The sequence below is a fragment of the Mesorhizobium sp. M7A.F.Ca.US.005.03.2.1 genome (assembly GCF_003997795.1).
GTDB classification, from domain to species: domain Bacteria; phylum Pseudomonadota; class Alphaproteobacteria; order Rhizobiales; family Rhizobiaceae; genus Mesorhizobium; species Mesorhizobium ciceri.
Genome location: NZ_RZRP01000058.1, coordinates 1 through 14,541, shown reverse-complemented (window position 1 = coordinate 14,541; position 14,541 = coordinate 1). Strand labels below are relative to the sequence as shown.

15 protein-coding genes and 1 pseudogene are annotated in these 14,541 nt (G+C 62.4%); 7 read left to right on the top strand and 9 right to left on the bottom strand.

Annotated elements, in window-relative coordinates:
- From EN991_RS05630 to EN991_RS05615, 4 genes are all read left to right on the top strand, one after another.
- On the top strand, window positions 1–651 hold a 651-nt coding region (locus EN991_RS05630; protein ID WP_127368340.1), incomplete at its 5' end, for an ABC transporter permease subunit.
- Window positions 652–660: 9 nt separating this feature from the next.
- The gene (locus EN991_RS05625) at window positions 661–1,818 is read left to right on the top strand and encodes an amino acid ABC transporter permease (protein ID WP_013532421.1); all 1,158 of its coding nucleotides are present in this window, start codon (window positions 661–663) and stop codon (window positions 1,816–1,818) included.
- Between the two features lie 85 nt (window positions 1,819–1,903).
- Window positions 1,904–2,707, top strand: coding sequence for an amino acid ABC transporter ATP-binding protein (locus EN991_RS05620; protein WP_013532420.1), 804 nt, complete (start codon window positions 1,904–1,906; stop codon window positions 2,705–2,707).
- A gap of 112 nt (window positions 2,708–2,819) precedes the next feature.
- On the top strand, window positions 2,820–3,488 hold the full coding sequence (locus EN991_RS05615) for a TIGR02117 family protein (protein ID WP_127368339.1): 669 nt from the start codon (window positions 2,820–2,822) through the stop codon (window positions 3,486–3,488).
- A 15-nt stretch (window positions 3,489–3,503) separates the two neighbouring features.
- On the opposite strand, the gene EN991_RS05610 is transcribed toward EN991_RS05615, so the two are convergent.
- From EN991_RS05610 to EN991_RS05595, 4 genes are all read right to left on the bottom strand, one after another.
- Window positions 3,504–3,827, bottom strand: a complete 324-nt coding sequence (locus EN991_RS05610) for a BrnA antitoxin family protein (RefSeq protein ID WP_027037847.1) — start codon at window positions 3,825–3,827, stop codon at window positions 3,504–3,506.
- A complete protein-coding gene (locus tag EN991_RS05605) occupies window positions 3,805–4,095 on the bottom strand; it encodes a BrnT family toxin (RefSeq protein ID WP_127368338.1) in 291 nt (96 codons plus the stop codon). Before EN991_RS05605 ends, EN991_RS05610 begins: the two co-directional genes overlap by 23 nt.
- Window positions 4,096–4,166: 71 nt before the next feature.
- Window positions 4,167–5,387, bottom strand: coding sequence for an FAD-dependent monooxygenase (locus EN991_RS05600; protein WP_127368337.1), 1,221 nt, complete (start codon window positions 5,385–5,387; stop codon window positions 4,167–4,169).
- Between the two features lie 19 nt (window positions 5,388–5,406).
- Window positions 5,407–5,652, bottom strand: coding sequence for a zinc-finger domain-containing protein (locus EN991_RS05595; RefSeq protein ID WP_013532417.1), 246 nt, complete (start codon window positions 5,650–5,652; stop codon window positions 5,407–5,409).
- Window positions 5,653–5,863: 211 nt separating this feature from the next.
- Here EN991_RS05595 and EN991_RS05590 point away from each other — a divergent pair, with 211 nt between their 5' ends.
- On the top strand, window positions 5,864–8,065 hold the full coding sequence (locus EN991_RS05590) for an RNA degradosome polyphosphate kinase (RefSeq protein ID WP_013532416.1): 2,202 nt from the start codon (window positions 5,864–5,866) through the stop codon (window positions 8,063–8,065).
- Entirely contained in the window at window positions 8,065–9,600 is a 1,536-nt protein-coding gene (gene ppx, locus EN991_RS05585) for an exopolyphosphatase (protein ID WP_127368336.1), read from the top strand. The genes EN991_RS05590 and ppx overlap by 1 nt, the downstream gene beginning before the upstream one ends.
- 237 nt (window positions 9,601–9,837) lie before the next feature.
- On the opposite strand, the pseudogene EN991_RS05580 reads toward ppx, so the two are convergent.
- The 5 genes and pseudogenes from EN991_RS05580 to EN991_RS05560 form a co-directional block, all read right to left on the bottom strand.
- A pseudogene (locus tag EN991_RS05580) lies at window positions 9,838–10,775 on the bottom strand (IS110 family transposase).
- A 258-nt stretch (window positions 10,776–11,033) separates the two neighbouring features.
- Window positions 11,034–11,438 (bottom strand): DoxX family protein, encoded by a 405-nt coding sequence (locus EN991_RS05575; RefSeq protein ID WP_013532414.1) that lies wholly within the window; start codon window positions 11,436–11,438, stop codon window positions 11,034–11,036.
- Between the two features lie 158 nt (window positions 11,439–11,596).
- Window positions 11,597–12,016: a DoxX family protein gene (locus tag EN991_RS05570; RefSeq protein ID WP_013532413.1), complete on the bottom strand. Its 420-nt coding sequence runs from the start codon at window positions 12,014–12,016 to the stop codon at window positions 11,597–11,599.
- Between the two features lie 234 nt (window positions 12,017–12,250).
- Window positions 12,251–13,648 (bottom strand): class II fumarate hydratase, encoded by a 1,398-nt coding sequence (gene fumC / locus EN991_RS05565; RefSeq protein WP_127368335.1) that lies wholly within the window; start codon window positions 13,646–13,648, stop codon window positions 12,251–12,253.
- A gap of 158 nt (window positions 13,649–13,806) precedes the next feature.
- On the bottom strand, window positions 13,807–14,286 hold the full coding sequence (locus tag EN991_RS05560; protein ID WP_127368334.1) for a cupin domain-containing protein: 480 nt from the start codon (window positions 14,284–14,286) through the stop codon (window positions 13,807–13,809).
- Window positions 14,287–14,392: 106 nt separating this feature from the next.
- On the opposite strand from EN991_RS05560, the gene EN991_RS05555 reads away from it, so the two are divergent.
- Window positions 14,393–14,541 (top strand): LysR family transcriptional regulator (locus EN991_RS05555; RefSeq protein ID WP_127368333.1); only part of this gene is annotated, 149 nt, incomplete at its 3' end.

Genomic DNA, 14,541 nt, shown 5'->3' with positions numbered 1-14,541 from the left:
GTATGGGGCGACGGTTCATGGCTGATCTTCCTCGCCCTGCTCGTCGGCATCGCCATGGCGTGGTTCGTCGCGCGCAAGGCGCGGCAACGGCAGATTGCGACCGGCCAGCAATTTCCGGTGTTTTGGACATCCGCGGCGCTGATCGTCGGGCTGCCGCTGCTCGCCTATGCGCTGAGCGGCTTTCCCCTGAGCTTCGACTACCCCAAGCAGTCGACTTTCAACCTGACCGGCGGCTTTCAGGTCCGGCCGGAGTTCCTGTCGCTTTATCTGGCGCTGTCCTGCTATACCGCCGCCTTCATCGCCGAGATCGTGCGTGCCGGCATCAGGGGTGTCAGCGCGGGCCAGACGGAAGCCGCCGGTGCGTTGGGATTGCGGTCCGGATCGATCCTGCGGCTGGTCGTCGTGCCGCAGGCCATGCGCATCGTCATTCCGCCGCTGACCAGCCAGTATCTCAACCTGACCAAGAACTCGTCGCTGGCCATCGCCATCGGCTATCCGGACCTGACGGCGACCGCCGGGACAGTGCTGAACCAGACCGGCCAGGCCGTCGAAGGCGTGGTGATCATGATGGTGATCTATCTCGCCATCAGCCTTCTGACCTCGCTTGTGATGAACTGGTTCAACGCCAAGATGGCGCTGGTGGAGAGGTGAGGTAAGGACATGCAAGAACATGATATGTCCTGGGTGCGCACCGAAATGGTGCTGGCGCAGCCGGCGCCCGCCAGCGTCACCGGCCTCGGCGCATGGGTGCGCAAGAACCTGATCGCGTCTACCGGCGACACCATTTTGACAATCGTCGGCATCGCCCTGGTGGCGATGATCCTGCCGCAAATCATCAATTGGGCGTTCATCAACGCCGTGTGGACGGGGCCGGACCGGACCGTATGCGCCACGGTGGCGCAAGGCGGCATCCAGCCGGATGGCTGGACCGGCGCCTGCTGGGCTTTCGTCAATGCCAAGTTTGGCCAGTTCATGCTCGGCCGCTATCCCATCGAGGAGCGCTGGCGGCCGATCCTGGTCGCCATCCTGTTCGTGGCGCTGCTGGTGCCGATGCTGATGCCGAAGGTGCCACGCAAAGGGCTGAATGCGGTTCTGCTGTTCTTCGTGCTGCCGATCGTCGCCTTCGTCCTGCTGGTCGGCGGCATGTTCGGCCTGCCGCATGTCGAGACCTCGCTTTGGGGCGGGCTCTTGGTAACGCTCAGCCTGTCCTTCGTCGGCATTGCCGTGTCGCTGCCGCTCGGCATCGTGCTGGCGCTCGGCCGCCGTTCCAAGATGCCGATCATCAAGACGCTGTGCGTCGTCTTCATCGAGACGGTGCGCGGCATCCCGCTGATCACCGTGCTGTTCTTCGCCAGCGTCATGCTGCCGCTGTTCCTGCCGGAGGGCGTTTCGTTCGACAAGTTCCTGCGCGCTTTGATCGGCGTGTCGCTGTTTGCCGCCGCCTATATGGCCGAAGTGGTGCGCGGCGGCCTGCAGGCGATCCCCAAGGGCCAGTATGAAGGTGCCGATTCGCTCGGTCTCGGCTATTGGCAGAAGATGTATTTCATCGTCATGCCGCAGGCGCTCAAATTGGTCATCCCGGGCATCGTCAACACCTTCATCGGCATGTTCAAGGATACCAGCCTGGTCATCATCATCTCGATGTTCGACCTGCTCGGCATCGTCAAACAGAATTTTTCCGATGCAAACTGGGCAACCGCGCAGACGGCGAGGTCTGGCCTGATCTTCGCGGCCTTCGTCTTCTGGCTGTTCTGCTTCGGCATGTCGCGCTATTCAATGTACACCGAACGCCGGCTCGACACCGGCCACAAACGCTGAATGCATGTCGCCCAAAAGTGTATAGCGGTTTTGGGGTAACGACAGGCATCATTACCAACAACAAAAGAACAAGGGGATCCCTCTCATGGCCACCGAAAATGCCGTCAGCGCAGAAGAGATCAAGGTCAACGCCGCCAAGATGCAGATTTCGACGACCGATGTCGCCATCGACATCATCGCCATGCACAAATGGTATGGCGAGTTCCATGTGCTGAAGGACATCAACCTGAAAGTGATGCGCGGCGAGCGCATCGTCATCTGCGGCCCCTCCGGCTCCGGCAAATCGACCATGATCCGCTGCATCAACCGCCTGGAGGAGCACCAGAAGGGCAAGATCATCGTCGACGGTAAGGAATTGACCAACGATCTCAAGAAGATCGACGAGGTGCGCCGCGAGGTCGGCATGGTGTTCCAGCACTTCAACCTGTTCCCGCATCTGACCATCCTGGAGAACTGCACGCTGGCGCCGATCTGGGTGCGCAAGACGCCGAAGAAGCAGGCCGAGGAAATCGCCATGCATTTCCTCAAGCGCGTCAAGATCCCGGAACAGGCCAACAAATATCCCGGCCAGCTTTCCGGCGGCCAGCAGCAGCGTGTGGCGATTGCCCGCTCGCTGTGCATGAACCCGCGCATCATGCTGTTCGACGAGCCGACCTCGGCGCTCGATCCGGAGATGATCAAGGAAGTGCTGGAGACCATGGTTGGCCTTGCCGAAGAAGGCATGACCATGCTGTGCGTCACCCACGAGATGGGTTTTGCCCGCAAGGTCGCCAACCGGGTGATCTTCATGGACCAGGGCCAGATCGTCGAGCAGAACACGCCGGCCGAGTTCTTCGACCACCCGCGCCACGAGCGCACGAAGCTGTTCCTGTCGCAGATCCTGCACTAGGCCTTTCGATGTTTGCGAGGAGCCCGGCTGAAACACTGCCGGGCTCTTTTGCGTATGGGATAACAGGCGACCGTTCCTGTCGCGCTGGAGCGCTTTTGCAGAGCCGCTTTTCATGAAGAGACTGGGACGTTTTCTAGGCCTTCTGTTGATTGTCGTCGCTCTCGCCGTGACGACGGGCACCCTCGTGCCGCGGCCGCTGTGGCCGGCGGCCGCCGCCATGCCCGCAGCGACGCGCCACATCCTGGTGCTGAACAATCCGATCCACACCGATATCGCCATCCCGGTCGACGATGCCGTGCGCCGGCGTTTCCACTTCCTGGTCGACGCCGGCATACCGGCCGACAGGCCGGAGGTCCGCTACATCGTCTTCGGCTGGGGCGGTCGCGCCTTCTACCTGGAGACGCCGACATGGTCCGAGCTGAAGGCGGTACCGGTGATGAAGGCACTGACCCTCGACTCGTCGGTCATGCATGTCGATGTCGCCGGTGACATCCTCGAACCGCGTCCTGACATCGCGGGGTTCGACATCACAGAGGACCGGTTCGCGGCGTTGCTCGATTTCATCGATGCGAGTTTCCAGCGCGGACCGGAAGGCCCGATCCTCGTTCCGGACGCGGCCTATTCCAGGTTCGACGGCTTCTACGAAGCCAACGGCCATTTCAACGCACTGATCGGCTGCAACACCTGGACGGCGGCCGCCTTGCGCACCGCAGGCTTGCGCACCGGCTGGTGGAACCCGCTGCCTGTATCGCTCGGCCTGTCGATGCGGCTTTATAATTGAAGGCCATTCCGGCGATCAGCCGGCCTTGCGATCCTGTTTGGACACATATTCTCGAAGCGCTCTGTTGATTGCACTCTGGTAGCCGCGACCATCCGGTGCGCGCCTTTTGAACCAGGCGACGAGGTCAGAATCGAGACGCAGGGTCAGTTGTTGCTTGACCGGCTTGAAATAAGGATTTCGGACGGCGTTCTGCCAGAATTCCTCGGTCAATTCGGGAATATCGCTCGTGTCGACATCATCCTCTGGTCGCGCTTTCAAAGCCGCGATCTCCGCTTTCTGTGCTTCTGTCAGAGGAGGCGGATTGGCCGGGTCGAATTCATATCGAACGATTTTGCGCATAATGCCTTTTCTCTTTGGACGTAGCTCGCCGCGCTGAAATGATGCGGATCACCTCGATCCCGTCTTCCTCTCGATCTGCGTGTGCAACCAGCAATACCAATGCGGTCTCAACCAAGCCGGTTGTCTGCCAACGATATTCGCCCCCTTCAATTCGATCATGCTCCAATAGCGCGAAAGGATCGGCGAAAACGCGAACGGCGGTGTCGAAGCTTACGCCATGCTTACGGAAATTGGATTTCGCCTTTTCGGCGTCCCATTCAAATCGCAATTTGCGCCTCGTTGACTACAAAAGTGTAACTACAAATTGCCATTACGTCAAGGTCGACCGATGTAAGCATTCTAAGGAGCCCGCCACCCATAAAGCCAGTCCAGATCCGCCGCGAGTTTTTCCGACGAGCGCGCCTTCAGGAACACATTGCGCGCAATCGCCACTGGACCCGAGGCATGCCAGGCCAGCCGGTTGACAGCGCCGCGTCGGGTGACCTGCGCGACACGCGGCCGCCGTGACTGTTCCCAGACGGCAAGTGCGGCCAGGGGGTCGGCAGGGAAGTCGGCGATGATGTCGGCAAGCGTCGCCGCATCCTCGATCGCCATGGCCGCACCTTGCGCTGCGAATGGGGTCATCGCATGCGCGGCGTCGCCGATCAGCGCGATGCCGTTCGGTGTTGTCCAGGGCTGTTGCGGGTCAACAGTGTGGATCGGCCATGCGGTCCACGGGCCGGCCTGCTCGACCAGACGGGCAAGTTCTGTCGCGGTGCCGCGCAGGGCTCGGGTCAGGATCCCGGCGTCGGCGTTGCCGGACCAGCCCTCGGCAATGCGGTCGCCCCTGGTGAAGGCCGCGAGATTGAAGGCCGCACCCTTGCTGACGGGATAGGCCACCATATGGAAGCCAGGATGCAGGAAGGTGGTGACGCAGTCCCTGGCGCCGATGGCGGCAAAGCTCCGACCGGCGGCGCTGCCGGCCGCGACCGTGGCGCGCCAGGCCAGTTCGCCGGAGAAATGGTTTCTTGGCGAGCCCTTGGCCGAATCGACAAGTGCGCGCACCGATGACCAGACGCCATCGGCCCCGACCAGCAGGAAGCCCTCCGCCTCGATGGTCTTGCCGTCGATCTCGGCCGTCGCCGTGATGCCATGCGGGCCGGAGGCAACGTCGCCGATGCGCGCGCCGGTGGTGAGATGGATATCCGGCACCTCGGCAACGCGCGCGGTCAATGCGCTCTGCAGATCGGCCCTGTGCGCGACGAGATAGGGTGCTTGCCAGCGGGTTTCGGCGGCTTGCCCCAGCGGCACGCGCGCCAGTTCGCGCAAGGTCGCGGCCTTCTTCAACACCACGGCTTGCGGCCGCACCGCTGCCGGCAGCAGCCGGTCGAGCACGCCAAGCTGGCGAAGGATGCGCGTCGCGTTTGGAGAGAGCTGGATGCCGGCGCCGGCAGCTTCCAGGCGCTGCGCCTGTTCGAACACCCGAACCGCGTAGCCGCGCGAGGCGAATGCAAGGGCTGCGGTCAATCCGGCGACACCGGCCCCGGCGACGACAATTTGCCGGGAACGCGTGTCGTTCATCGGGCTGGTCGCGAAAGTCTCAGGCGGCCTGTTCGATGTAGATGCATCCGGCCGGCAGCGTTTCCGTCGCCTTCAGCTTCGGCGAATAGCGGTAGAGCGTCGAGCAATAGGGACAGACTTTTTCATTGTCGTCGCCCATGTCCAGAAACACATGCGGGTGGTCGAAAGGCGGATTGGCGCCCGTGCACATGAATTCCTTCACGCCGATGTCGATTGCCGGATAGCCCGCATCGTTCTGAAAATGGGGAATGGAACCGCCTGCCATCGTCGTCTCCTTAACGCAGTCTCGTCTGCATCTGGATCATATCAGGCCTCTTTGCAAGTTCGATGAAATCAAACTGTCGCAAAAGCCTGTCAGAGGATAAGTTAAGCCGGTTAACCCATGGCCCGAAAACCGATTTCGGTTTCCGGGAGGGACCATGGGTCGCTAGAGTGACTGGCTAGCCGGCTTGAGCGGGTGTGGAAGAGCGGGAATCATGAACGAACTGAAGCCGGTGCAGAACGAATTCGTGGATGTCGAGGTGGCTCGCCCGGAAGGCGGCAACCCGGACCGGTTTGTCAACCGCGAGTTTTCCTGGCTGCAGTTCAACCGGCGCGTTCTCGAGGAGTCGCTGAACCTCAATCATCCGCTGCTGGAGCGCGTCCGCTTCCTGTCGATCTCGGCCGCCAATCTCGACGAGTTCTTCATGGTCCGAGTCGCCGGTCTTGCCGGCCAGGTGCGCGAGGGCATCACGCTGAAGAGCCCCGACGGCCGCACCCCCGAACAGCAGCTCGAACAGCTGCTGCGTGAGGTCGAGCGGCTGCAGGAAGACCAGCAGAAGAGCCTTTCGGCGCTCACCGTGCTGCTCAACAAGGAAGGCATCGAGAGCATCACCCGCGATGCGCTGACCAAGGACGAGAAAATCTGGCTGGAAGACCATTTCCAGGAACAGGTTTTCCCGGTGCTGACCCCGCTGTCGATCGACCCGGCGCATCCGTTCCCGTTCATCCCCAATCTCGGCTTCTCGATGGCGCTGCAATTGCGCCATCGCAAGAACGGCGAGGAGATGAGCGCGCTGCTGCGCCTGCCGGTGGCGCTGAAGCGCTTCATCCGTCTGCCGGACCGCAAGCATCATGTCCGCTTCATCCCGCTGGAAGAGGCTGTCGGCCTCTATATCGGCAAGCTCTTCCCCGGCTACGAGGTCAAGGGCTCCGGCACGTTCCGCATCATCCGTGACAGCGATATCGAGGTCGAGGAGGAGTCCGAGGACCTCGTGCGCCTGTTCGAAACGGCGCTGAAGCGGCGTCGGCGCGGATCGGTGATCCGCATCGAATTCGACAGGCTGATGCCTGGCGAATTGCGCGATTTCGTCGCCGGCGAGCTTGGCGTGTCGTCCAGCCGCATCAGCGTCTTGACCGGTCCATTGGCGCTCAGCCAGATTTCCGAGATCGTCGCCGTTCCCCGCGACGACCTGAAATTCACGCCCTACAATCCGCGTTTTCCCGAGCGCATCCGCGAGCATGGCGGCGATTGTTTCGCCGCCATCCGCGAGAAGGACATCGTCGTCCATCACCCTTACGAATCCTTCGATGTGGTGGTGCAGTTCCTGCGCCAGGCAATGGCCGATCCGGAGGTGGTGGCGATCAAGCAGACGCTTTACCGCACCTCCAACGACAGCCCGATCGTGCGCGCGCTGGTCGACGCGGCCGAGGCCGGCAAGTCGGTCACCGCGCTGGTCGAGCTCAAGGCGCGTTTCGACGAGGAAGCCAACATCCGCTGGGCGCGCGACCTGGAGCGGGCCGGCGTGCAGGTGGTGTTCGGATTTCTCGAACTGAAGACACATGCGAAAATGTCGCTGGTGGTGCGGCGCGAGGACGGCAAGCTGCGCAATTACGTGCACCTCGGCACCGGCAACTACCATCCGGTCACCGCACGCATCTACACCGACCTGTCCTTCTTCACCACAGATCCGACGATTGCCCGCGATGTCGCCCAGCTGTTCAATTTCATCACCGGCTATGCCGAGCCGACGGACGAAATGCGGTTGGCGATCTCGCCGTTCACGCTGAGAAGCCGCATCCTGAAGCACATTGCCGACGAGATTGCCTACGCGGTGCAAGGCAAACCGGCGCGCATCTGGATGAAGATGAACGCCCTCGTCGATCCGATCATCATCGACGCGCTCTACGATGCCAGCCGCGCCGGCGTCGAGATCGACCTTGTCGTGCGCGGCATCTGCTGCCTGCGGCCGCAGGTTCCGGGCCTGTCGGAAAACATCCGCGTAAAATCGATCGTCGGCCGTTTTCTCGAGCACAGCCGCATCTATTGTTTCGGCAATGGTTTCGGCCTGCCGTCGGACGAGGCGATCGTCTACATCTCCTCGGCCGACCTGATGCCGCGTAATCTCGACCGCCGCGTCGAAACCATGGTGCCGATCACCAATCCAACTGTGCATGAACAGATCCTTGGCCAGATCATGCTGGGCAACATTATGGACAATCAGCAAAGTTTCGACGTATTGGCTGATGGAACCTCCCGGCGCGTCGTGCTGGAGGAGGGCGAGGAACCGTTCAACGCGCAGGAATATTTCATGACCAATCCGAGCCTGTCGGGACGGGGTGACGCGCTGAAGTCGCATGCGCCCAAGCGCATCGCGCAGTTCAAGCGCCGCAAGAAGAACGCCGCAGCGTCCGGCTGATGCTGTCTGATTCTCAGGGCCGGCTGCAGGACCGCCGACCGCTGTCCATCATCGACATCGGATCGAACTCGATCCGTCTCGTCGTCTATGAGGGGCTGGCGCGCTCGCCGACCATGCTGTTCAACGAAAAGATGCTGGCCGGTCTCGGCCGCGGCATCGTTTCGACCGGCAAGCTCGACCCCGAGGCGGTAACGCGCTCGATGGAAGAGTTCCGCCGCTTTCGTGCGCTTTCCGACCAGGCCGGCGCCGAGCAGATGTATGTGCTGGCGACCGCGGCGGCCCGCGAGGCGGTCAACGGCCCCGATTTCATCCACCGCGCCGAGGATGTGCTGAAGACCGAGATCCGAGTGATCAGCGGTCGTCAGGAAGCGTACTATTCCGCGCTCGGCGTCATTTCCGGTTTCCATCCGGCCGATGGCATCGCCGGCGATCTGGGCGGCGGCAGCCTCGAACTGGTCGATGTCAGCGGCGAGGCGATCGGCGACGGCATCACGCTGCCGCTGGGCGGCCTGCGCCTGCAGGACATGGCGAAGAACTCGCTGACCCAGGCGGGCAGGGTCGCGCGTGACGAACTGGCGAAGGCCAAGCTGTTGAAAGGCGGGCAGGGCAGGCCCTTCTACGCCGTCGGCGGCACCTGGCGAAATCTTGCCCGGCTGCACATGGAAATGACCAACTATCCGCTTGGCGTCATGCACCATTACGAGATATCGGCCGAAAGCGCGGCGAACTTCCTCAAGCAGGTGGCCAAGGCCGAGATCGAGAAGGTCAAGGGCATCGAAGGCGTTTCGAAGAACCGCCGTTCGCTGCTGCCCTATGGCGCCATCGTGCTGCAGGAGATCATGGCGGCGATGCAGCCGTCGAAGATCATCGTCTCGGCGCTCGGCGTGCGCGAAGGCTTTCTCTATTCGCTGCTCGACGAGGCGGAGCAGAAGGCCGATCCGCTGATTTCGGCCTCGGAGGAACTCGCCCGTCTGCGCTCGCGCTCCGTCACCCATGCGCACGAACTTGTCGACTGGACCGCCAAGACCTTTGCCGCCTTCGGCATCGACGAGACCGAGGACGAGGCGCGCTACCGCCACGCGGCCGCATTGCTGGCCGACATCGGCTGGCGCGCGCATCCCGAATACCGCGGCAAGCAATCGCTCAACATCATTGCGCACGCGTCCTTCTTCGGCGTCGACCATCCTGGCCGTGCTTTCCTGGCGATGGCCAACGCCTATCGTCACGACGGCATCTTCAACGAAGCCATCGCCCCCGAGATCAAGGCTCTGGCATCGCCGCGTTATCTGGAGCGCGCCCGCGTGCTCGCCGCGATGATGCGCGTCGTCTACCTGCTGACGGCGTCGATGCCCGGCATCATGCCCAGGCTGAAATGGGAACAGCGCGCCAACGGCGTGCTGGCGCTGGTCTTGCCGGCATCGCTGGCGGACCTCTATGGCGAGCGGCCGGCCGGGCGCCTGGCGCAGCTGGCCAGGATCACCAACCGCCGGCTGGTGCTGGCCGTCGAGGGTGGCCCCAGCATGTCGGTGAAATAAGGCGCTAGCTGCTAGCAGACCCGTGTCTTATCTGACTTAAGCGGAGACTTGCCGGTCGTACTTCGCCGGCGGCTTCGCGTTTGATGACCGGCTTCCCCAATCCGTCGCTGCTTTGCAGCGTCACCTTTCCCCCATCCGGAGGGAAAGGAAGGGAGCCTCGTTGGAAGAGCGTTGGCGGCAATAGGCTCGCGCCCTTCCTCTACCCCGTCGATCGGGGGAGAGCGACTATCTGGGGTGTCAAGTTGCACTCGCGAACTCGTTGCGCGCATCGCGTGCTTTTGCATTGAGGATGACGAGGAGTTTTCTGGCGAGTGCGATGCGGATGAGCATTTTTGGCTTTCCCGCCTGTTGCAACCGTTGAGCGAAAGCTTTGAGATTGGATCGAATTTGGCCACGATGGCTGCGACGATGAAGAGGATGCCACGCGGCCCGGCGCGTCCGCCGCGCACATGCCTGTTGCCGGTGCGCTTGCCGCTATCGTTGGCGAAGGGAGCGAGGCCTGCCAGCTTGGCGATGGCCTTGTTGGAGATGAGGCCGATCTCGGGCAGTTCGGCCATCAGGCGGGCGACGGTGCGTCCGGCCACGCCCTTCAGCGAACGAAAGGCCTGCTCCAGCCTGGCCCACAGCGGATCGTCATCGATCATCGAGGCAATCTCGCCTTCCAGGCGCCGTTGCTCGCGCTTGAGGAAGGCCAGCATCGCCTCGATGCTGGCGCATACCTCGGCGTCGCGTGCGGCACTTCTACGCTGCTTGTTGATGGTCGCATCGCCGACAATCTGGCAAAGCCGGCCAACCAACGCGGCAAGCCGCTGCTGGGCGGCGCTTGGCGGTGGCGTCGGCACAGTGTTCTTGACTGCGCCGTAGTGGGCGATGACAGCGGCGTCGATCCTGTCGGTCTTCTCAAGATAGCCCATCGCCTCGGCGAAACGGCGCACGCTCTTGGCATTGACCACGCCGCACGGCATGCCGTGCGTCCACAAGAGCATGAATCCCAGCCGTTCATAGCCGCCCGATGCCTCCATCACCGCAAGGGCTGCGTCATGGCTGCGGCAGAACAGCCAAAGAGCTGCGATCCCCGCCGCGTCGTTGGCGAAGCGCGCTGCCGCTCCGCCAGGCCAGACATGCGCGTCCAGCCAATCTTTCGAAACATCAACTCCACAAATAATCCTGTTCACGGTAACCTGCCTTGTGCGTACGGTTGGAACCAAGCGACTGTTCGGTCGTGCGTGATGAAGGCGAAGATCCCAAGCTCTCCCGCGGCTGTAACCTCAGGTGGTACGGGCGACTTCGCCAAGCCAAGGTCCGGGCGGCCACCCGGACCTTGGCTCAATCGCTCTAATCCCACGAAATCTCTCTCGTGTAGATACAAGGTGGCTCGGCAAAGCCGGGACGGAGTGGGGGGCGACCAGCTCGGGCGCGTGTAAGCAAAAATATCAAACCGCGCCGCGCCCGTCGATCGACCATGCGCCGGCGCCGGCCATCGCCAGCGCTACAAACCCACCTGATATCGCAATGTCCTTCATCAGCATCTGCTGGTGCAGGAAGGCGAGCATCGCGTCGCCGCCGCCCTGGCCATAATGGCCGATGAAGCCGGCGACGATACAGAAGGCAGCGAGCAGAAGCGCTATGATCCGGGTCTGGAAACCGACCAGGATGAGCAGCCCGGCGATCAGTTCGAACAGTCCCGTGCCCCAGGCGGCAAGTGTCGGCAGCGGCAGGCCGAGGCCGGCGAAGTAGCCTGTGGTGCCGGCGATGTCGCTCAATGCATGGAAACCGGAAGGCACGAACAGGGCGGCGAGCAGCAGCCGGGAGAGCAGGAGCAGCGCGTTGCGGGGCATGTTCACACTCCGTTGTCGGCCGCCGGCCGGCCTCGTCCCGATAGCCCCGATCCTATCAGAAACTCCGGCCGACAGATCGGCGATCATGCACCAACAACGAAAAAGCGGCGCGGAAAATTCCGCGCCGCTTTCTTGTTCGGCTATTGCCGGGTCTTGGCTCAGCCGCGCTTGGCGTCGATCGAATAGGCACCGGCGCCCGAGGAAGCCAGCACGAGGAAGCCGCCCGCAATGGCGAGGTTCTTGAGAAACTGGATCATCTGCATCTGGTCGGCCCAACCGGTGTGGGCGACCAAACCGGTAGCGACCGTGAAGACCGCCAGCACCCAAGCGACAATCCGGGTCTTGAAGCCGACGAGGATGGCGAGGCCGCCGAGAAGCTCGATCAGGCCGACGACGGTGGCCGTTACGGTCGGCAAGGGCAGGCCGAGGCTGCCGAAATAGCCCGCTGTTCCGCTAATGGCGGTGAGCTTGCCGAAACCTGAAAGCAGGAAGATGACCGCGAGCAGGACGCGGCCGAGGAGGATGGTGGTCGAGGCATTGGATGCGCCGGAACCGGCGACTGAAATGTTGGTGGACATGGTGGCTCTCCGGGATGGGTTGATGCCGGGGAGATAGAGCAAACCGACTGTTCACCAAAGCCACCAGACTGGCGACACATTGTTCACAGTACTTACGTTTCCGTGATCGGGCGGCCTGCGCAAAATTCGCTTCGGGTGAGGTCGTGACGGGAGTAAATTCTCCCCTCACGAAATATCGGGCTTTTGGTGACGCAATTCCGGACCGAAAACCGCAGACACTTTTCCTGGAATTGCCTACCCCGGATGCGTCATATCCTCCGGCCGCACCAGGCGGTCGTAATCGGCTTCGCTGACCAGCCCGGTGGCGAGCGCTTCCTCGCGCAAAGTGGTGCCCTTCTTGTGCGCGGTCTTGGCGATCTTGGCGGCATTGTCGTAGCCGATGGTCGGCGCCAGCGCCGTCACCAGCATCAGCGATCGGTCGAGTGCCGCCTTGATGTTGTCTTCGCGGGCCTCGATGCCGACGACGCAATTGTCGGTGAAGGAGACCGAGGCGTCGGAGAGCAACTGCACCGACTGCAGGAAGTTGTAGGCCATCAGCGGATTGTAGACATTGAGCTCGAAATGACCCTGGCTGCCGGCGAAGGTGAGCGCCGCATTGTTGCCGAACACCTGTACGCAGACCTGCGTCAGCGCCTCGCACTGGGTCGGATTGACCTTGCCCGGCATGATCGACGAGCCCGGTTCGTTTTCCGGCAGCGACAGTTCGCCAAGGCCCGAGCGCGGGCCTGAGCCGAGGAAGCGGATGTCGTTGGCGATCTTGAACAGCGCGGCGGCCGCCGCATTGATGGCGCCGTGCGAAAACACCATGGAATCATGGGCCGCCAGCGCCTCGAACTTGTTCGGCGCGGTGACGAAGGCGATGCCGGTGATGGAGGCGATGCGATCCGCGACCCTTTCGGCGAAGCCGACCGGCGCGTTGAGGCCGGTGCCGACGGCGGTGCCGCCCTGCGCCAGTTCCTGCAACCCGGGCAACGTCAGCTCGATGCGCTTGATCGACGAAGCGACCTGCGCGGCATAGCCCGAAAATTCCTGGCCAAGCGTAAGGGGGGTGGCATCCTGCGTGTGCGTGCGGCCGATCTTGATGATGTGATTGAACTCTCTGCTCTTGGCGGCGAGTGCCTTGTGCAGGTGCTTCAGTGCCGGCAACAGATCGTGCACGATGCGTTCGGCGCAGGCGATGTGCATGGCTGTCGGATAGGTGTCGTTCGACGATTGGCTCATATTGACGTGATCGTTGGGATGCACCGGCTTCTTGGAGCCCATGACACCGCCCAGCATCTCAATCGCCCGGTTGGAGATCACCTCATTGGCGTTCATGTTGGACTGGGTGCCCGAACCGGTCTGCCAGACCACCAGCGGGAAATGCTCATCGAGCTTGCCGTCGATGACCTCTTGCGCCGCCTCGACAATCGTCTTGCCGATCGCAGGATCGAGCCGCTTGAGCTCCATGTTGGCTTCGGCCGCCGCCCGCTTGACGATGCCCAATGCGCGCACGATCGACGCCGGCTGCTTCTCCCAACCGATCTTGAAATTGCCGAGCGAACGCTGCGCCTGCGCGCCCCAATACCGGTCGGCGGCGACTTCGATGGGACCGAACGTGTCGGTTTCGGTTCTGGTCTTTGCAGCGGTCACGGGTCTCTCCTTGTCGAAGTCGGCAACGGCGTATCGCGTTGCACAAACGGCTTCAAGCGGAGAATGCGGGCGGCGAGGATGCAAATCGGTTGAAGGCGCGGCGCGTCTCTCCTTCTCCCACAAAGGGGAGAAGGGAAGGACTGCGCAGTTTCGGCCTCTCACCCCAGCGGCGGACCGACAATGTCGATGCCGTTTTTTGCGCAAAGCTGCACCAGTGCCGCGATGATTTCCGGTGTTGGTTCCATCAGCGGCGGCAGTTCGGGCTGTTCGGCGGGACGGCTCGCCTGACGCAGCATCGTCTCAAAATCCGAACCGCGCGTGATGGTGAGGGTGCGCGCACCTTCCGGGGATTCGACCCGGTAGGTGTGCGGCAGGCCTTTCGGTGCGATGACGGTTTCGCCGGCGTCCGCAATGCGTTCGTGGCCGTCGATCTGAAAGCGCAATCTCCCCTCCAGGATGTGAAACACTTCGTCTTCCCTGCGATGCTCATGCAGCGGCGGCGAGTCGCCATAGGGCATGTGATGCTCGACGACGCAGGTGCCGTCCTCTCCTGCCATCGACGAGACGTGGATCGCGACGAGCGTGTTGTTGAACCAGAAGAGTTCCTTGCCTGTGATCGTGCCGGGGGTCATTGTCATGGCGTGTCTGATCCTTCTGTTGCCTGTGCCTGCTGGGCCGATGACGATCTAGCCAGGGATACGCCGACAACGGAAATCGAATGATCGTATGGGGCGAATTGATGCGATGAATTTGAACGCGCTCGACCTCAATCTCATCAAGGTGTTCGACGCCCTTCTGCGGGAGAGAAGCGTTACGCGTGCCGGCGAGCAGATCGGCCTCAGCCAACCTGCCGTCAGCGCTGCGCTCAATCGCTTGCGACATCTCCTCAACGA